Source organism: Corynebacterium sp. HMSC08F01, assembly GCF_001807545.1.
In the GTDB taxonomy this organism is placed as follows: Bacteria; Actinomycetota; Actinomycetes; order Mycobacteriales; family Mycobacteriaceae; genus Corynebacterium; species Corynebacterium coyleae.
This window is the reverse complement of record NZ_KV789305.1, coordinates 1-17,286: the sequence shown is the minus strand read 5'-3', so window position 1 is coordinate 17,286 and position 17,286 is coordinate 1. Positions and strand designations below refer to the sequence as shown.

The window sequence follows — 17,286 nt, the reverse complement described above, 5'->3', positions numbered from 1 at the left end:
CCCCCGGGGTTCCCGCCTCCTACAGGCGGGAACCCCAACCCCCGAGCCCCTCCCTACGTGCTTAGAGCATGCAGGAGACGCAACCGTCGACCTCGGTGCCTTCCAACGCCATCTGACGCAGGCGGATGTAGTACAGGGTCTTAATGCCCTTGCGCCATGCGTAGATCTGCGCACGGTTGATGTCACGGGTGGTCACCGTGTCCTTGAAGAACAGGGTCAGGGACAGGCCCTGATCCACGTACTTCGTGGCAACCGCGTACGTGTCGATGATCTTTTCGTAGCCGATCTCGTACGCGTCCTTGAAGTACTCGATGTTCTCGTTGTCCATGTGCGGCGCTGGGTAGTAGACGCGGCCGATCTTGCCTTCCTTACGGATCTCGATCTTCGATGCGATCGGGTGGATCGACGAGGTCGAGTTGTTGATGTAAGAAATCGAACCGGTCGGCGGCACGGCCTGCAGGTAACGGTTGTAAATGCCGTCGCGGGCCACGTCTGCCTTGAGCTGCGCCCACTGCTCCGCCGTCGGCACAGCAATGTTGGACTTTTCAAACAGTGCCTTGACCTTGTCGGTCTTCGGCGCGAAATCAGCCGGATCGTAACGGTCGAAGAACTCACCCGTTGCGTACTCAGACTTGTCAAAGTCCTTAAACGCGCTGCCCTTCTCCACCGCAATCTTGTGGGATGCGCGGATGCACTCGTACATCACCGCAGCAAAGTAGGCGTTGGTGAAGTCCAGACCTTCCTCGGAGCCGTACTCGATGTGCTCACGGCCAAGGTAGCCGTGCAGGTTCATCTGGCCGAGACCAATAGCGTGGGAAGCTTCGTTGCCGTCGCGCACCGGCGGCACGGACTCGATCGACGTCTTGTCTGCCACGGCTGTCAGCGCACGGATTGCCGTTTCGACCGTGCGGCCGAAGTCCTCGGAATCCATCGCCATTGCGATATTCAGCGAGCCCAGGTTGCAGGAGATGTCGTGGCCGACTTCCGCGTAAGTCAGGTCCTCGTTCAGCACCGACGGAGAGTTAACCTGCAGGATCTCCGAGCACAGGTTGGACATGTTGATGCGGCCGGTCTTCACCGGGTTCGCACGGTTCGCGGTGTCTTCGTACATGATGTACGGGTAGCCGGACTCGAACTGGATCTCTGCCAGGGTCTGGAAAAAGTTACGGGCGTTGATCTTGGACTTGCGGATGCGTGGGTCCTCGACCATCTCTTCGTACTTCTCCGTCACAGAAATGTCTGCGAACGGCACGCCGTAGACACGTTCGACGTCGTACGGGGAGAACAGGTACATATCGTCGTTACGCTTAGCCAGCTCGAAGGTGATGTCCGGAATGACAACGCCCAACGACAGCGTCTTAATGCGGATCTTCTCGTCGGCGTTCTCACGCTTGGTGTCCAAGAACCGCATGATGTCCGGGTGGTGCGCGTTCAGATACACAGCACCTGCACCCTGGCGGGCACCGAGCTGGTTGGCGTAGGAGAATGCGTCCTCCAGAAGCTTCATCACAGGGATGACGCCGGAAGACTGGTTCTCAATGTGTTTAATCGGCGCACCGGACTCGCGAATGTTCGACAGCAGCAGCGCCACACCGCCGCCACGCTTGGACAGCTGCAGCGAGGAGTTGATGGCGCGGCCGATGGACTCCATGTTGTCCTCGATACGCAGCAGGAAGCAGGACACAAGTTCGCCGCGCTGTGCCTTACCTGCGTTGAGGAAGGTTGGGGTGGCGGGCTGGAAACGGCCGGTCATGATTTCGTCGACAAGCGCGAATGCAAGATCCTGGTTGCCATCGGCAAGGAACAGCGCCGTCATAGCCACGCGATCCTCGAAACGCTCCAGGTAGCGGCGGCCGTCAAAGGTCTTCAGCGTGTAGGAGGTGTAGTACTTGTACGCGCCGAGGAACGACTTGAAGCGGAACTTGTAAGAGTAGGCGCGCTTGAACGTGTCCTTAATAAACTCCCACGCGTACTTCTCAATCGTGTCCGGCTCGTAGTACTTGTTCGTAACCAGGTAATCGATCTTCTCTTCCAGATCGTGGAAGTAGACCGTGTTCTGGTTCACGTGCTGCAGGAAGAACTGGTTCGCAGCCTCACGGTCTTTATCAAACTGAATCTGACCGTTCTCGTCATAAAGATTCAGCAGCGCGTTCAGCGCGTGGTAATCCAGCTGGTCCTTTTCGTTGGCCGGCTCCGGGACATTCTTACCGAGGGGCAGAGTAGACACTTCGAGGCCTTTCAGTTTGTAGTTCTTTTGTATTTACCGGCGTATTTTTCGCGCAGTCTTGCCAATCGCTCCGACTCATCCGGAGCCTGCTGCACATGCGCTTGCGTATCGACGACCTCCGGTCCCCCACGCAAACCCAATCGTTCAGCGTTTTCAATCAGTTGGTTGCGCACATGCGCGACATCTTCGGCCGAGCCCATGAGCTCAAACCTGTATAAGTACGGAACCTTACACTTGTCAGCGATCACCGGCCCAGCAAGGCAGTAATCCGCACCAAAGTTAGAGTTTCCGGCGGCGATCACACCCCGCATCAAGGTGCGATTGCCCTCATTGTTCATGAAGCGGATCACTTGCGCCGGCACCGGCCTGGAATTACCACCACTCACGCTCACCCCACCTCCGTAAGTGGGACAGATGAGGATGTATGGCTCGTCGACGACGAGTTCCGGATCGGTTCTGCGCAGGGGGATCCGCTTCGCAGGAAGGCCGAGCTTCTCCACAAACCGCTTCGTGTTCTCAGTGGCGGAGGAGAAGTAGACGACCAGCATGGCCACTACCTTTCTTGTGCAGATTTCAGAAGGCTACTGCCAGTTGTGCGCCTCATGGCGTCGGTATGCGCGCGACGCTTAAGCCGCTGCGAGCAGACCCTTGATGCGCTCCGGGCGGAAGCCGGACCAGTGCTCACCGTTAGCCTCAACCACCGGAGCCTGAACATAGCCGAGGGCCATCACGTAATCGCGGGCCTCTTCGTCCACAGAAATGTCGACGGTGGTGTACTCAAGGCCGACCTTCTTCAGCGCCTTCTCGGTTGCCTTGCACTGCATGCACGCCGGCTTGCTGTAAACGGTGATCGACATCGCTTGTGGTCCCTTCTCTGCGGGTTCTTTGGGGAGATTTTCTTCTGTCCCCGTCTCCGCGGGGCAACACCAAGAGACACTATACCTTGGGGCTGAGAAGGGCAACTGCTACTACATGTAGTAGTTACATGGGTGATATTCCCAGGATAGGTGCCCAGAATTACCTACATGTAGTCCGCACGCTCATCCGCAACACACAGTTTTGTTGTTTCACGGGTGTAATTTCCTCGAAATAGATTCATCCCGCCCTAGAACTTCGCCTGTTTTTGGGAACGCAAAAACCCCGCCACCACACGGTGACGGGGCGCCTGCTCGCGACAATTAACCCTGACGGGCCTTGAAGCGCGGATCCTTCTTGTTGATCACGTAAACCTTGCCGTTGCGGCGCACAACCTGGGCGCCCGGCTTGTTCTTCAGCGACCGAAGCGACTTGCGGACCTTCATCGGGCGCTCCTTTCTGCTCGGATTACCTGCAATTAGCGACGCACGGCGAACTGCCGAGTCGCAACACGGGGATAAATGTTACACATCACCCGCGCTGAATCAAAACCCTCACGTATCCCCCTCCCATATACGATGAGCGCTATGCAATCCGAGATCATCGCCGCACTCGGCGTGTCCCCCGTTATCGACCCTGCCGCAGAGATCGACCGCCGCGTGCAATTCTTGGCCGATTACCTCGACCGCACCGGCGCAAAAGGCTACGTGCTTGGCATTTCCGGCGGGCAGGACTCCACCCTCGCCGGCAAGTTGGCCCAGCTCGCGGTAGTGAAGCGACGCGAGGCTGGCTCGGCTGCCGAGTTTGTCGCTGTCCGTCTCCCCCACGGCGTGCAGGCCGACGAGGACGACGCGCAACTGGCGCTGCGGTTCATTGCTCCGGACGAGACGGTAACCGTGGACATTGAGCCGGCCACCACCGCGCTGTCCGGAGCCGTCGCAGGCGCGCTCGGTGTGGAGGGCCTCGGCGACTTCAATAAAGGCAACGTCAAGGCACGTATGCGCATGATCGCCCAGTACGCCATCGCTGGTGAGCGTGGCCTGCTGGTCATCGGCTCCGATCACGCAGCGGAGAACGTCACCGGGTTTTTCACCAAGCACGGCGATGGCGCGGCCGACCTCATCCCACTGGCAGGCTTGAACAAGCGCCAGGGTGCGACAATGCTCAAGCACCTCGACGCCGATCCGCGCCTGTGGGAGAAGGTGCCCACCGCCGATCTGGAGGAGGACCGCCCAGCCCTTCCCGACGAGGAAGCGCTTGGCATCACCTACGCACACATCGACGACTACCTCGAAGGCAAGACCATCCCCGCCGACGCCCAGAAGCGCCTCGAGCACCTGTGGCGCATCGGCCAGCACAAGCGCCACATGCCGCCGGGCCCTGCCGACACCTGGTGGCGCAGCTAGAGCAGATCTCCACCATCGGGGTGAACCACCGTCGCCCCTACCGATAGTGCAGCTGCTGCTTGTTTCCGGTCCGCCGTAATGAATGGGCAGTTCAGCCCTAGTGATTGCATCCTTGCCCAAGTCCCAACATGCAGGGCGTCCAAGGCTTTCGCTTCTCCACTCACTGCAACTGCCGCCTCAATGACGCGATCATCGATACTGAGGAACGAGACTCTAGATTCCAATTCGCTCAAATCTTCGGCGCCGTAGCCCATTCGATGCGCAAAACGAGCTAACTCCACACGCACGATGGCCGAGCTCACCAAAGCCTTTCCCCAGAGCACAGACAAAGCCCACTCGCTATGCGCCTCCCTGCCCGAGGAGGCAATCAGTACAGATGCATCGACATATGCAAGCGGCTCCACCCCAGTCATCACCCTTCGCCCTTTTCGGTACGCGCCAAGTCGAGAGCCTGCAGATCCGCCATCACCCGTTCTAAGCGATCTTCCCCGCGCTCTTCTTCCAACCACTCTTCAAGCGATACTGCAGACGCTGCGGGCCTCCACCCTTCTTCGAAGACTTTTCCCTTCTGCGCAAGCAGCCCAAGCTCCTCGAGTCGATCTAGTCCGGTTTTCTGGCTCACCGGACGAATTTCCGCGATTGGCACTCCCCTGTCGGTCACGGTCAACGTGACCCCCTCCTTCGAAACACGGTCGATCACAGCACGCGTCTTCTGATTTAGTTGGCGCATCGACACCGTGGTGCCGTCGGCTTGTCTCGTTAACAGCGCCTGTAGGCGTTCCTCGATGTTCATGCGACACCTCCCGATGTATTACATGTCTTACATTGCAGGATAGTGTGCTACCCAACAACCCGCAAGGACTCTTCTGCCGCCCGCACCAGCGCCGATCCGTACGACGGACCGTGTGTCCAGGCGTGCACCGCAAGCGGGTGCATCTGGTGGATCGCGATGCGCCGCTGCCAATCCTGTCCGAGCTCGCCTCCGGCGTCGATGTAGCCGCCGACGATCGCGTCGAGGTACGGCGCTCCGAACAGCTCCAGCATCGCGAAGTCGGTCAACGGGTGCCCGCCGTGCGCGGCCGGGTCGATAAAACGCGGGCCTTCCGGCGAAAACAGCAGGTTGCCCGTCCACAGGTCGCCATGAATGCGCGCCAAGGGAGCCTCCCCGTCTTCCCGCACCAGTGCGTCGCAGACGCGCCGCACCGTCTCCAGTCCTTCCCGGTTCAGGTTGCCCGCACGCACCGCATTTTCCGCGAACGGCAGGACGCGCTGCTCGGTATAGAACACCGCCCACCGTTTCTCTGGCCGACAGGCCTGCTCGCGGGTGCCAATGAAGTTCGGCCCCTCCCAGCCGTCTGCCGGCGCACCAAACGCATCCGCACCCATCGCGTGGATGGCCGCCAACTCGCGTCCCGCCTGTCTCGCTGCGTCTTTGGTGGGGCGGGCACTGTCGACCCGCTCGATGGTCAGCGTGTTCGCCTCCTCGTCAAGGTCCAACACCTCCACGACGGCAGCCGAGCCCTCACGCAGCCAGCGCAGGTACGCGGCCTCGGCTGCCGCCGCTCCTGGCGCGCTGCCGTGCTTCACAAACGTGTCAGACATCAATGCTCTCCAATGCCAGTAGGAAACGTTTTGCTTCTGTCCCGCCACGGTAGCCCCCAAGCGCGCCATCGCTGCGCAGCACGCGGTGGCACGGGATCAGGATCGGAAGCGGATTCGTCGCACAGGCGCTTCCCACTGCGCGCACTGCTTTGGGGCGGCCCACCGCCCGAGCCAACTCCCCATACGTCGTCGTCTCACCGTACGGGACCTCCATGAGCGCCCGCAGCACCTCAGCCCGGAACTCGGTCACGCCATCCAGGTTCAGTGGCACGTCGAACGCCCTGCGCTCCCCGGCGAAATACTCGGCGATCTGTTGGGTGGCGAGGGCAGCGGTGACGGTGTCGTCGATACGCGACTGCCCTGTATCCCCGGGCAACAGCACCCTCGAAACGGCACCTGCTGAGGTCACCAGCCCAAGCTGACCGATTGAAGTATCCATGGGCCCACGATACGAGAAAGGCTGCCCGACCAAACGGTCGGACAGCCTTCGTGGTGGAGCTAACGGGATTCGAACCCGTGACCCCCACACTGCCAGTGTGGTGCGCTACCAACTGCGCCATAGCCCCGTGTGTAAACGGTATGTAGTTGTGGAGTGGAGCTAACGGGATTCGAACCCGTGACCCCCACACTGCCAGTGTGGTGCGCTACCAACTGCGCCATAGCCCCTTGGAACTTTGGTCAATATACCGGGCCAGCCCGCCCCCGGCCAAATCGCCAGCCCCCACAAAAGGCGATATCGGCTTTTAGCCACCGCTTCAGGATGCGACCTGGGCAAATGCAGGCCGCTTGGGGCTAAAAGCCGATATTGGTCTTTGTGTTTAGCGGCTGGCCAGGACCTCCGGCCAGAAGTCACGCGGAGAGTCCTCCTTCTCGTCGAGGTTCGGGTTGCCCGTGATCTCTCGGAGTTCCTCAATATCGACGAGCTTTTCCACATCCTCGCCATCGACAAGCACGCGCGGGGTCCATGCCTCACCGGTCTTGTCTTCCTGGTACTTGCGGTTGTCGTCGCCAAGACGCTTCGCGGTGTCGATGAACTTGCCGTCGCGAATATCCTTCACAGCCTCATCGCTTGCACCGTAGTCTGCGGCCAGATCTGCGAAGCCGTTCTCGTCGTACTTGTTGTACGCCGACTGCTGGTTCTCAAACAGGAAGTTGCGCAAGGTGAACGCGGAAGAGAAATCGCCGTGGGCCAGCAGCGCCAGCTCGGCAGCCAGTGCCTTGGTGGAGTGGCCCGTCATGCCGCCATCGAGTGCGGTCATCGGGCGCAGGTCCACGTTGATTTCACCCGCGCGGACCTTCTCCAGCATCTGCTCATCGGTAGCAACGTGCAGGTCTGCACAGTGGGAGCAGGAGAAGTCTTCGAAAAGTTCAGCCTTGTTGGCATCCTTGTTTTCGCCGGTGATGTGGATGATGTCTTCTTCTTGGTTCCACTCGACGTTGATACCGGTGACGTCGATCATCTCCGCCTGCTTTGCAGCGCTGCGGTTTGCCTTGCCGTTGTAGACAATGATGCCGATGACAAGCAGAGCAATCGCGATAACAGCGACGACGGCCCAGATGAAGGCCTTGCTACCGCTCTGGTTCGGGTTTTGCACTTTGCGTGTGGTCACACGTGTCTCCTGTTGTTGGCGCCGCGATCACGGCGCGGTGGACGGGTACTGCGTACAACGGTCAAGTTTAGGGGTAAATTGCAAACTTCTTAAACGGGCGCCACATCATGAAGCCTGTGATGGCGATGTAGATGACATCGCGAAACACCGTAGCGAGCAGATTCGTCTCCCCTTCGCCGGCTGCGGACGGGTCGAAACAGCCACAGTCGATAACGAGTCCCCGCTGCCAAGCGGACAGCATGCCGATGATGAACAGCACGAGCACGTAGATGGACACCTTGCCCGACCAGCGCAGGTTGATGCCCAGCAGCAGCAACAAACCACCTGCGAGCTCGAGCGGCCCGATGATATGGGCCAGCAAGTCGGACCAGGCTGGGGTGAAGATTTCGTAGGCCTCGATGGTTTTGGCGGTATCCAGGTGGACACCAATTTTTGCCCATCCAGCAGAGATCCAAATGTAGGCCATGTAGAACCGCGCTAACGCGGACAACACGTCCAGGACCAGTGTTTTTGTGTCGCGCGTTGCAGGCGCGGCTGTCGTTGTGCTCACTCGGCTGATTCTACTCCCCTATTTGCCCAAGACCTGTGACACGAGCGCTTTGGCTTCTTCCTGCACCTGCGCCACGTGCTCCGCGCCGAGGAACGATTCGGCGTAGATCTTGTACTTGTCTTCGGTGCCGGAGGGGCGCGCGGCAAACCAGGCGTTTTCGGTGGTCACCTTCAGTCCGCCGATGGCCGCGCCGTTTCCTGGGGCCTCCGTTAGCTTTGCAGAGATAACCTCACCCGCCAGTTCATTCGCCTGCACTTGGTCGGGCGAAAGGGCCTTCAGGGTGGCTTTTTCTTCGCGGTTTGCGGGGGCGTCGATACGCGCATATGCAGGCGAGCCGTACTGCGTTTCGAGCTCGGCGTAGCGCTGCGACGGAGTTTTGCCTGTTACCGCAGTGATTTCGGCGGCGAGCAGGTCCATGATCAGGCCGTCCTTGTCGGTGGACCAGACCTTGCCGTTTTTGCGCAGGAAGGACGCACCGGCGGATTCTTCGCCACCGAAGCCGATGGTGCCGCTGACGAGTCCTGGCACGAACCACTTGAATCCAACCGGGACCTCGACGAGGTCACGCCCGAGCGATGCGACAACGCGGTCGATCATCGACGAGGACACCAAGGTCTTGCCCACCGCCGTGTCCTTCGCCCAGCCGTCGCGGTGACTAAACAGGTACTCGATGGCCACGGCGAGGTAGTGATTCGGGTTCATCAGCCCGGCGTCCGGGGTGACAATGCCGTGGCGGTCCGCGTCGGCGTCGTTGCCGGTGGCCAGGTCGTACTTGTCGCGGTTATGCACGAGCGATGCCATGGAGTCTGCACTGGAGCAGTCCATGCGGATCTTGCCGTCGGTGTCCAGGGTCATGAACCGCCAGGTGGCGTCCACGCGTGGGTTGACCACCACGAGGTTCAGCCCGTAGCGCTCCCCGATCGCTCCCCAGTAGTCCACGCTCGCCCCACCCATCGGGTCTGCGCCGACGTGCAGGCCAGATGCCTTGATGGCGTCCATATCCACCACGCTGTCTAGGTCGGAGACGTAGTGATCGAGGTAGCCGAACTTCTCCGCACGCTCGTCCAGCACGCCACTGACCGATACCCGCTTCACGCCCCTCAGGCCTGCGGCAATGTATTCGTTGGCCCGGCGCGCAATCCAGTCCGTAGCTTCCGCCGGTGCGGGTCCGCCGCTTGGCGGGTTGTATTTAAAGCCGCCGTCGCGCGGTGGGTTGTGCGATGGGGTAACCACGATGCCGTCGGCGCTTCCGCCGGGGTGGGTCAAAATCGCGTGAGAGACGGCTGGGGTTGGGGTGTAGCGCCCGGCGGCGTCGACACGCACTGGTACCTCGTTGGCAATGAGCACCTCGAGCGCGGAAACCATCGCCGGCTCCGACAGGGCGTGGGGGTCACGGCCGATGTAGACCGGACCGGTGATGCCTTCGCCGCGGCGGTAATCGACGATCGCCTGCGTCGTCGCCAAGATATGCGCTTCGTTGAATGCATTATCTAACGACGACCCGCGGTGACCCGAGGTGCCGAACACCACTTGCTGGTCCACATTGTCGGGGTCGATATCGCGGGTGTAGTAGGCGGTGACCAGCTCGGCAATGTCGATGAGGTCCTCGTCGCGGGCGGGTTGGCCGGCGCGCTCGTGTGCCATGGGGGCTCCTTTTGTTGCGGGCTGAGGGTGTGTATGGACAGCTCCATCATCGTCTGTGAATCTAAACTCTGCCAGTTTTATATTATTCTGCTATGCGTATGCTTTACTCTTCCGCATGGCTTCCACCCTCAACGACATTTTGAGCACTATCTCGTCCATCGTTTGGGGGCCTTTCGTCCTCATTCCGCTGCTGCTGGGCACTGGTTTGTTCCTCACGGTGCGACTGCGCGGGATTCAGTTCCGCACGCTGGGTCGTGCGACCCGCCACGCGTTCGTCGATAAGTCTGAAGAGGGCGCAGGCGACATTTCCAACTACCAAGCACTGACCACTGCACTGGCGGCGACGGTGGGTACCGGCAACATCGTCGGTGTCGCCACCGCGATTTCCATCGGTGGCCCTGGTGCACTGTTTTGGATCTGGCTCACCGGCATCGTCGGCATGGCGTCGAAGTACTCCGAGGCCTACCTGGGTGTGCGCTTCCGCACCACCGACAAGAAGGGCAAGCAGCAGGGCGGCCCGCACGAGTACCTGAAGACTGGTGTCGGCGGCGGCTTCGGCAAATTCCTCGCCGCCGCGTTTACCCTGTTCACCATCTTCGCGTCCTTCGGCATTGGCAACCTCGCGCAGGGCAACTCCATCGCCGCCGGCATGCACGACGCGTTTGGCATCAGCGCCAACGTGGCCGGCGTGATCATCTTCTTCGCCGTTGGCGCTGCCGTCCTGGGCGGCATTGAGGGCATCGGCAAGATCACCGCAGCGTTCGTACCGCTGATGATTGTCATTTACGTCGGCGGCGGCATCACCGCACTGGTACTTATGGCAGACCGCGTACCGGCCGCGATTGCCACCATCTTCACCGACGCATTCACCGGCACCGCTGCCACCGGCGGCTTCGTCGGCTCCGGCATCATGCTGGCCATCCAGTTCGGTGTCGCCCGCGGTATTTTCTCCAACGAATCCGGCATGGGTTCCGCCGCCATCGCCGCCGCGGCAGCCAAGACGCAGCACCCGGCGCGCCAGGCTCTCGTTTCCATGACGCAGACGTTTATCGACACCATCATCGTCGTCACCATCACCGGCCTCGTCATCGTCACCGCCGGCACCTGGGACATGGGCCGCGAGGAAGCCGCCATCATGACCGCCTCCGCCTTCGGCCAGGCACTTCCCGGTGAGTGGGGCAGCCTGATCGTTTCCGTGGCGCTGATCTTCTTCGCGTTTTCCACCATCCTGGGCTGGTCCTACTACGGCGAGCGCGCCATCGTCGCCCTGTTCGGCGACTGGGCGTCGATCCCCTACCGCATGTTCTTCACCGCCTTGTCCTTTGTCGGCGCGGTTGCTTCCCTGGAGTTGGCGTGGACCTTCTCCGACCTGTCCAACGGGCTCATGGCCATCCCGAACCTGATCGGCCTGCTCCTGCTGTCCGGCGTTGTGGTGCGCGAGACCCGCGAGTACCTCGCGTGGGATCCGCACCTGAAGAAGTCGCCGGAGGAGGTCGCGGCGTTCGTTGAGCGCCAGAAGATGGATTGGCACTAGGCTCGCGCCCATGCGTATCGACGACACCCTCTCCACCACCATCACCGTCGCCCTCGGCGCGGCGTTGGGGGCAGTGGTCAGACACCTCGTCATCCTCGGCGCCGCCCCCGGCTCCACCGCTGCCCTGGCCCTGACCTTCGCGGTGAACATCGCTGGCTGCTTCGCCATGGGCCTGTTCAAGCCCGGCCCGCTGTGGGGCACGGGCTTCCTCGGTGGCTTAACCACCTACTCCGCCGTCTCTGTAGCCGCGATGCAATCGCAGGCCATCGAGGCCCTCGGCATCATTGCGCTGAGCTACGCCACCGCCATCGGCGCGTGGTTCGCCGGCGACGCACTCAGGAGCCGCCGCAATGCTTAACATCGCCGCGCTTAGCCTCGCCCTCACCCTCGCCGCCGTCTTCGCCGGCGCACTGTTCGGCGGCGCCGCCCGCTACGCACTGACCCGCATCATCCACAACGCCCACGCCGCCACCTTCGCCGCCAACGTCGTCGGTTCCACCGTCGCAGGCTTCGCCGTCACCACCCCAGTGGCCTGGCAGTTGGCCCTCGGCGTCGGGTTCGCCGGCGCGCTGTCTACCTGGTCCACCTTTGCCAAAGAACTCGGCGAGCTCATCAAGGCGAAAAAGCACAGCGAGGCCCTGCGCTACGGCCTGTCTACCGCCGTGATCGGCATCCTGGCTGCCTGGTTCGGTCTGCGCTGGGGCCTTCGAGCCTTTGGCGCTTAACGGTTACACTGGACAGACGTGCAGATAACATCCCTGAAAACCGGCCTCATCGTTGCCCTCGGTGCTGGCTGCGGGGCGCTTGCACGCTTCATTTTGCTCATTTGGGTCAACCCCGCCACCCCGGAAGCGCTCGCCCTAGCCGTCACCTTCGCAGTGAACCTCACCGCCTGCTACGCCATGGGCTACTTCGCGCCGGGGCCGTTTTGGGGCGTGGGTTTCCTCGGCGGGTTCAGCACCCTTTCCGCAGTGGCATTGGCCTCATCCCACTCGTCGGTGCTGTGGGCGGCGTTCATCATCACGCTCGGGCTTGTCTCTGCCACATTGGCGTGGATGGCCGGAGATGCGTCACGGGTGAAGCACCATGTCTGATGCAACGTGGATGCTCGGCGCCGTCCTCGGTGTCTTTTTCGGCGGCATGCTCGGCGGGTTTGTGCGTTGGGCGATCATGGCCGTCGTGCATAACCTGTTGATGGCAACCTTCATTGCCAACATCGCCGCCTCCGGCATCATCGGCGTGGCAATCTTCCTGCCTTCCATGTGGCAAACCGCCGTTGGTGTTGGGTTTGCCGGCGCACTTTCAACACTGTCACTGTTGGCCCGCCAACTCGGGGCGTTGATTAAAGACGGCAAGTTCCGCCTCGCCGCCGAGTACGGGATAAGCACCGCGGCGTTCGCGGTGCTCGCGGCCGGAATCGGTGCGCAGGTGGCGTCGTTCGCCACCCGCTAAGCCCTACTCCGCAATCGCATCCAGTGGCGGTGTCTTCGCAGCACGCTGGCCCGGCCACACTGCGGCGAGCAGCCCCACTACTACCGAGGCAGCCAGGACGGTGGCGATGAGCCCGGTGGGTACGGCAATCGTCGTCAAGCCTTGGCTCTCAAGCACCGTCAGGAACGCCCAACCGAGACCAAGCCCCAGCAGCACGCCCAGCACCGCGCCGTAGACCGTCATCTGCACCGACTCCAGCAGGATCATCGTGCGGATCTGCCTGCGTTGCGAGCCCACCGCGCGCAACATACCAATCTCCTGCCTACGCTCAATCACGGACAGCGTCAGCGTATTCACAATGCCAAGCACCGCCACCACCACAGCCAGCGACAACAGCGCGTACAGGATGAACAGCATCTGATCGATCAATGCAGTGACCTCGCCACTCATCTCCTCCGCGGAGCGCACCTGCACCACAATGTCGCCGCGCACCTCATCTTCCAACCGCGCACGCAGCGTCTCCAGATCAGTGGAGCCGTCGCTGTCAACGCCCACCATCAGCAGGCGCGTATTGCTTATCGACGACACCTTCGCCGCCGCCGAATCCGACACCACAAACATCTGCAACACATTCGACCCACTAAACAGGCCGGCAACCGTCACGTCGACGGTCTTTCCCGGAGCACTCGGTGCGGCCACCTCGACTGTGTCGCCGACCTTCCAGCCGCGCTCTTGGGCGATGTGCTCCGGTGCGATCAGCGAGTCACCAGTCAGCGATACCTCGCCGTCGACCACGTTGAGGTCGATGAGATCCGACGGGTCACCGCGCAGCACATCCGTCATCCCGACCGGCCCGAACTGGTGGCCAAACTCTCCGTCGACCGTGATCGGCGCCTGAGTGTACGACGCGATATTGCCCACACCGTCCACCTCAGCGAGCCTGTCCGGCAGATCCCCCGGCACCGGGAACGACCCCATCTCCGGGCCCATCAGCACGTAATCCGCGTTCACCTCACTTGCAGCCACATCGTCTACCGACTGCTTCATCGACGCGCCCAACATGCCAATCATGGTCACCAGCGCAATGCCCAACATCAGCGCGAACGCCGTTGTTGCGGTCCGGCGCGGGTTGCGCCGCGTATTCGTCGACGCGAGCCTGCCCACCTCCCCGAACGGTGCCCCGATGACACGCCCCAACGGAGGCACAACCGGCAGACTCAACGCAGGTCCCGCAAGGAACAGACCACTAATCACGCTCAACGCAGCCACACCAACCAGGATCGCCCGGTGGCGCGTCGCACCGTCATCCCACGCCATTGCGTAACCCGCCGCAACAACCGCCACAACGACCAACACCGCGCCGACAACCGTGCGCCACACCAGCGGCTGCGGCGTCGCGGCCTCGCTCGCCCGCATCGCCTCCACCGGCCGGACCTTGCCGGCCTTCCGCGCCGGCGCCAGCGCGGAAAGCACCGTCACCACCGTGCCGACGACCAGCGGCACCGCCACCGCATCAACAGACAGCCCCACCCCTGATTGTGGAAGTGGCATGCCAAACGAGTTCATCCCCGCACGAATCACCAACACCAGCCCGGCACCAGCCACCACACCAAGCGCGGAGCCCAACAGGCCGACCAATGCTGCCTCCAACGCCACCGAGCGTGTGATCTGCCCGCGCGACGCCCCCAGAGCCCGCAGCAGCGCGAACTCCTTCGTGCGTTGCGCCACGATCATAGAGAAGGTGTTCGCGATCAGAAACGTGCCTACCAAAAGACCAACCAGCCCGAACGCCACCAAGAAGTACGTGACAAAACTCAACGCATCCCGAATCTGCGCCGACGTCTCCTCCGCTACCTTCGCCCCCGTCTCAATTTTCAAGTCAGGAAACTCACTCCGCAGATTGTCCACCACCTCTGCGTCCCCCACGTCCTCCTTCGCCCCTACCGTCACCGCGGGATATCGGTCGCTATAGGAGTAGAAGTCCAAGAAAGTCTCTGGCGTTACCCCGAGGCGTAGAGAGGTGGCCTGCACCAGGGGGTCGTCGATAAGCCCAGTGATGCGCACCGTATTCCGACCATCGCGGTCCACCACGATGATCTCCTGCCCAACATGCAGGCCGTATTCTTCAGCACCATTGGCGTTGATCACCGCATCGCCGATCTCTTTCGGTGCGTGACCTTCGACCACCTCGACCGTTCGGCCAACCGTGTCCTGCGGCTCGTAAAACACCCCCAAACGCGACGAACCAAGACGCGTCTGCACCGCAACCTCATCATCAGTTGCGAGCACCACCGGCTCATCCGCCATCAGATTCACACGGTCAACGCTCGAGCTCGCCTTAATGCCATCAACAGTCTCCTTATCCAAGGCGCCTTCGCCCTCGGCTGGGCGCACCACCGCATCGACGTCGTCAAGCACAGTGTCTACGGCAGAGTCGAACGTCGACGACAGCATGTTGGTGAACATCAGCGCACCAGACAGGAACGACGTGCCAAGCACCACCGCCAACACCGTCAGCGCGAGCCGCAGTTTGTGCGCCGCAAGGTTACGCAGCGACACCTTATTCATCGTGGAGTTCACTGGCCCCTAGTCCTCCATCGTCGCCATGACACCCAAAATGGCATCCATATCCGGGTTGCGCAGTTCATTAACGATGTTGCCGTCCCGCAAAAACACCACACGATCCGCATACGACGCCGCCCTCGCGTCATGCGTCACAATCACCACCGTCTGGTCATACTGATCCACCGCCGTCCGCAAAATGCTCAGCACCTCACGCGACGAGTTAGAGTCCAGGTTGCCCGTCGGCTCGTCACCAAAAATGATCTCCGGCCGCGACACCAACGCACGGGCACACGCCACACGCTGCTGCTGACCACCCGACAACTCCGCAGGCCTATGGCTCAGTCGCTTCGATAAACCAAGGCGTTCGGTGATCTCATCAAACCACTCCCGGTCCACCGATCGACCAGCAATACTTGTTGGCAGTTGAATGTTCTCGGCCGCTGTCAGCGTGGGTACCAAGTTAAACGACTGAAAAATGAAGCCCAACCGGTCACGCCGCAGCGCCGTCAGTTCCTTATCGTTTAACTGCGACAACTCCGTCCCGCCGACAAACACCTCGCCCGACGTCGCCGAATCTAGCCCAGCCATCACGTGCATCAGCGTCGACTTGCCTGATCCAGACGGGCCCATGATCGCGGTGAACTCCCCCTGTCGGAACTCAACGTCCGCCCCATCGAGCGCAACAACTTCCGTGTCGCCCTGCCCGTAGGACTTTCTCAAGTTGACTGCTCGTGCTGCTGCGACGCTCACGTGATCCTCCCTGCGGCAATTCATTCCTTTGCCGACTATACGGCCCGTGGCACATTTGGCCGATATCGTCCTATTCCTCGAAAGGTCTTGTTACGTCCCCGGAGCCAATAATGTGGCTTTCGCCCCTCAAGCATTGCAGTTACGTCCCTATCCTGGCTGTACTGTATGCAAAACTCGAGGTCATATCTTTCGCTGGCCTGGGCAGAGTGTAAAACGCCGCGGCCGTGAAGCTTCATTTTGCATTTACTGCTGCGTGCTGGTGGCTCTAGTCGAGTCTTCGGTGGCGTGAAGTCGCTTCCCTCCGCATTGCGGACTAGTGGGTGGACACCAACTATGCAGTGGCATAGTGACGCCGGTTGTGTCGTTGATTCCGCATTGCAGACATTCCGACTCCGCATTGCGGACTATTGGGTGTGTACCAACGACTATGCAGTGGCATAGTGACGCCCGCACTGTTCCTGATTCCGCATTGCGGAATAATGGGTACATCCCAACGACTATGCAGTGGCATAGTGCAGCCCGTTCGGTCTCCCGCTCTGCATTGCGGACTAATGGGTATACCCCAACGACTATGTGGCGACATAGTGAGACGAGTCAGCATCCACTATGCAGTGGCATAGTGACGCCGGTTGTGTCGTTGAATCCGCATTGCAGACATTCTGACTCTGCATTGCGGACAAGTTGGTGGACACCAACTATCTCAGCGAGTGTGTTGGGCTGCTTTTCGAAGAGCGCGCCCCCGGTGTTGGTTTCTATTGTCCGCATTGCGGACAGGTAAGTGTGCACCAACTACTATGCAGTGGCATAGTCATACCGGCTGTTCTCTGTTCTCGCACTGCGCTGTCTGTAGTGCGGGGTGGGTATATGTAAAAACACCCAGAGTGCAGCACGGGTGGTGCTGGGCTCTGGGTGTTTGTGTGTGAAGTTGTTGGGTCGGCGGTAACCTACTCTCCCACTCCCTCCCGGGAGCAGTACCATCGGCGCGGGCGGGCTTAGCTTCCGGGTTCGGAATGGGACCGGGCGTTTCCCCGCCGCTATCAACCACCGACACATCTTGGGGGTTGATGTGATCGTGATGATCAGTATTGAGATGTCATTGTGACAATGTGGGT

General features: G+C 61.1%; 19 protein-coding genes, 2 tRNA genes and 1 rRNA gene. 6 read left to right on the top strand and 16 right to left on the bottom strand.

The features are described 5' to 3' along the window. Positions 1-61: 61 nt before the first annotated feature. The 4 genes from nrdE to ykgO all read right to left on the bottom strand — a co-directional run bounded on the left by nrdE (position 62) and on the right by ykgO (position 3,528). The gene (nrdE, locus tag HMPREF3171_RS05505) at positions 62-2,227 is read right to left on the bottom strand and encodes a class 1b ribonucleoside-diphosphate reductase subunit alpha (protein ID WP_083291978.1); all 2,166 of its coding nucleotides are present in this window, start codon (positions 2,225-2,227) and stop codon (positions 62-64) included. Positions 2,228-2,238: 11 nt separating this feature from the next. After that, on the bottom strand, positions 2,239-2,775 hold the full coding sequence (gene nrdI / locus HMPREF3171_RS05500) for a class Ib ribonucleoside-diphosphate reductase assembly flavoprotein NrdI (RefSeq protein WP_083291977.1): 537 nt from the start codon (positions 2,773-2,775) through the stop codon (positions 2,239-2,241). Between the two features lie 78 nt (positions 2,776-2,853). Next, positions 2,854-3,084, bottom strand: coding sequence for a glutaredoxin-like protein NrdH (nrdH, locus tag HMPREF3171_RS05495; RefSeq protein WP_070483520.1), 231 nt, complete (start codon positions 3,082-3,084; stop codon positions 2,854-2,856). 321 nt (positions 3,085-3,405) lie between these two features. Further along, entirely contained in the window at positions 3,406-3,528 is a 123-nt protein-coding gene (gene ykgO, locus HMPREF3171_RS05490; protein WP_038612879.1) for a type B 50S ribosomal protein L36, read from the bottom strand. Between the two features lie 132 nt (positions 3,529-3,660). Between ykgO and nadE the strand changes: the two genes are divergently transcribed. Then, a complete protein-coding gene (nadE, locus tag HMPREF3171_RS05485; protein ID WP_070422599.1) occupies positions 3,661-4,488 on the top strand; it encodes an ammonia-dependent NAD(+) synthetase in 828 nt (275 codons plus the stop codon). On the opposite strand, the gene HMPREF3171_RS05480 is transcribed toward nadE, so the two are convergent. The 9 genes from HMPREF3171_RS05480 to pgm all read right to left on the bottom strand — a co-directional run bounded on the left by HMPREF3171_RS05480 (position 4,485) and on the right by pgm (position 9,894). Then, positions 4,485-4,901, bottom strand: coding sequence for a type II toxin-antitoxin system VapC family toxin (locus tag HMPREF3171_RS05480; protein WP_070483518.1), 417 nt, complete (start codon positions 4,899-4,901; stop codon positions 4,485-4,487). The genes nadE and HMPREF3171_RS05480 overlap by 4 nt on opposite strands. After that, positions 4,901-5,281 (bottom strand): type II toxin-antitoxin system prevent-host-death family antitoxin, encoded by a 381-nt coding sequence (locus tag HMPREF3171_RS05475; protein ID WP_070483516.1) that lies wholly within the window; start codon positions 5,279-5,281, stop codon positions 4,901-4,903. The genes HMPREF3171_RS05480 and HMPREF3171_RS05475 overlap by 1 nt, the downstream gene beginning before the upstream one ends. Positions 5,282-5,328: 47 nt before the next feature. Further along, positions 5,329-6,090: a fructosamine kinase family protein gene (locus tag HMPREF3171_RS05470; RefSeq protein ID WP_070451238.1), complete on the bottom strand. Its 762-nt coding sequence runs from the start codon at positions 6,088-6,090 to the stop codon at positions 5,329-5,331. Further along, entirely contained in the window at positions 6,083-6,529 is a 447-nt protein-coding gene (locus tag HMPREF3171_RS05465) for a methylated-DNA--[protein]-cysteine S-methyltransferase (protein WP_070483514.1), read from the bottom strand. Before HMPREF3171_RS05465 ends, HMPREF3171_RS05470 begins: the two co-directional genes overlap by 8 nt. Positions 6,530-6,580: 51 nt before the next feature. Further along, positions 6,581-6,656, bottom strand: a tRNA-Ala gene (locus tag HMPREF3171_RS05460). 27 nt (positions 6,657-6,683) lie between these two features. Next, positions 6,684-6,756, bottom strand: a tRNA-Ala gene (locus HMPREF3171_RS05455). A 152-nt stretch (positions 6,757-6,908) separates the two neighbouring features. After that, positions 6,909-7,700: a DsbA family protein gene (locus tag HMPREF3171_RS05450; protein WP_070422604.1), complete on the bottom strand. Its 792-nt coding sequence runs from the start codon at positions 7,698-7,700 to the stop codon at positions 6,909-6,911. A 67-nt stretch (positions 7,701-7,767) separates the two neighbouring features. After that, entirely contained in the window at positions 7,768-8,250 is a 483-nt protein-coding gene (locus HMPREF3171_RS05445; RefSeq protein ID WP_256365999.1) for a MauE/DoxX family redox-associated membrane protein, read from the bottom strand. A gap of 18 nt (positions 8,251-8,268) precedes the next feature. Beyond that, complete coding sequence (gene pgm / locus HMPREF3171_RS05440; protein WP_070483512.1) at positions 8,269-9,894, bottom strand: phosphoglucomutase (alpha-D-glucose-1,6-bisphosphate-dependent); 1,626 nt, start codon at positions 9,892-9,894, stop codon at positions 8,269-8,271. A gap of 115 nt (positions 9,895-10,009) precedes the next feature. On the opposite strand from pgm, the gene HMPREF3171_RS05435 reads away from it, so the two are divergent. Genes HMPREF3171_RS05435 through HMPREF3171_RS05415 form a run of 5 tightly spaced genes read left to right on the top strand, consistent with a single transcriptional unit; the run spans position 10,010 to position 12,880 of the window. Continuing rightward, positions 10,010-11,428 (top strand): alanine/glycine:cation symporter family protein, encoded by a 1,419-nt coding sequence (locus tag HMPREF3171_RS05435; RefSeq protein ID WP_070483510.1) that lies wholly within the window; start codon positions 10,010-10,012, stop codon positions 11,426-11,428. Positions 11,429-11,438: 10 nt separating this feature from the next. Beyond that, positions 11,439-11,786, top strand: coding sequence for a CrcB family protein (locus HMPREF3171_RS05430; protein WP_070483508.1), 348 nt, complete (start codon positions 11,439-11,441; stop codon positions 11,784-11,786). Then, positions 11,779-12,153 carry a fluoride efflux transporter FluC gene (locus HMPREF3171_RS05425; protein ID WP_070483505.1) on the top strand — a complete coding sequence of 125 codons (375 nt, stop codon included), beginning with the start codon at positions 11,779-11,781 and terminating at the stop codon, positions 12,151-12,153. Before HMPREF3171_RS05430 ends, HMPREF3171_RS05425 begins: the two co-directional genes overlap by 8 nt. Positions 12,154-12,171: 18 nt before the next feature. Next, positions 12,172-12,522 carry a CrcB family protein gene (locus HMPREF3171_RS05420; protein ID WP_083284794.1) on the top strand — a complete coding sequence of 117 codons (351 nt, stop codon included), beginning with the start codon at positions 12,172-12,174 and terminating at the stop codon, positions 12,520-12,522. Continuing rightward, on the top strand, positions 12,515-12,880 hold the full coding sequence (locus HMPREF3171_RS05415; RefSeq protein WP_070422609.1) for a FluC/FEX family fluoride channel: 366 nt from the start codon (positions 12,515-12,517) through the stop codon (positions 12,878-12,880). Before HMPREF3171_RS05420 ends, HMPREF3171_RS05415 begins: the two co-directional genes overlap by 8 nt. A gap of 3 nt (positions 12,881-12,883) precedes the next feature. Here HMPREF3171_RS05415 and HMPREF3171_RS05410 read toward each other — a convergent pair whose 3' ends face one another. The 3 genes from HMPREF3171_RS05410 to rrf form a co-directional block, all read right to left on the bottom strand. Next, entirely contained in the window at positions 12,884-15,427 is a 2,544-nt protein-coding gene (locus HMPREF3171_RS05410; RefSeq protein ID WP_070483549.1) for an ABC transporter permease, read from the bottom strand. Between the two features lie 18 nt (positions 15,428-15,445). After that, complete coding sequence (locus HMPREF3171_RS05405) at positions 15,446-16,198, bottom strand: ABC transporter ATP-binding protein (protein WP_070483503.1); 753 nt, start codon at positions 16,196-16,198, stop codon at positions 15,446-15,448. 907 nt (positions 16,199-17,105) lie between these two features. Beyond that, positions 17,106-17,223, bottom strand: a 5S ribosomal RNA gene (rrf, locus tag HMPREF3171_RS05400). Between the last annotated feature and the right edge of the window lie 63 nt (positions 17,224-17,286).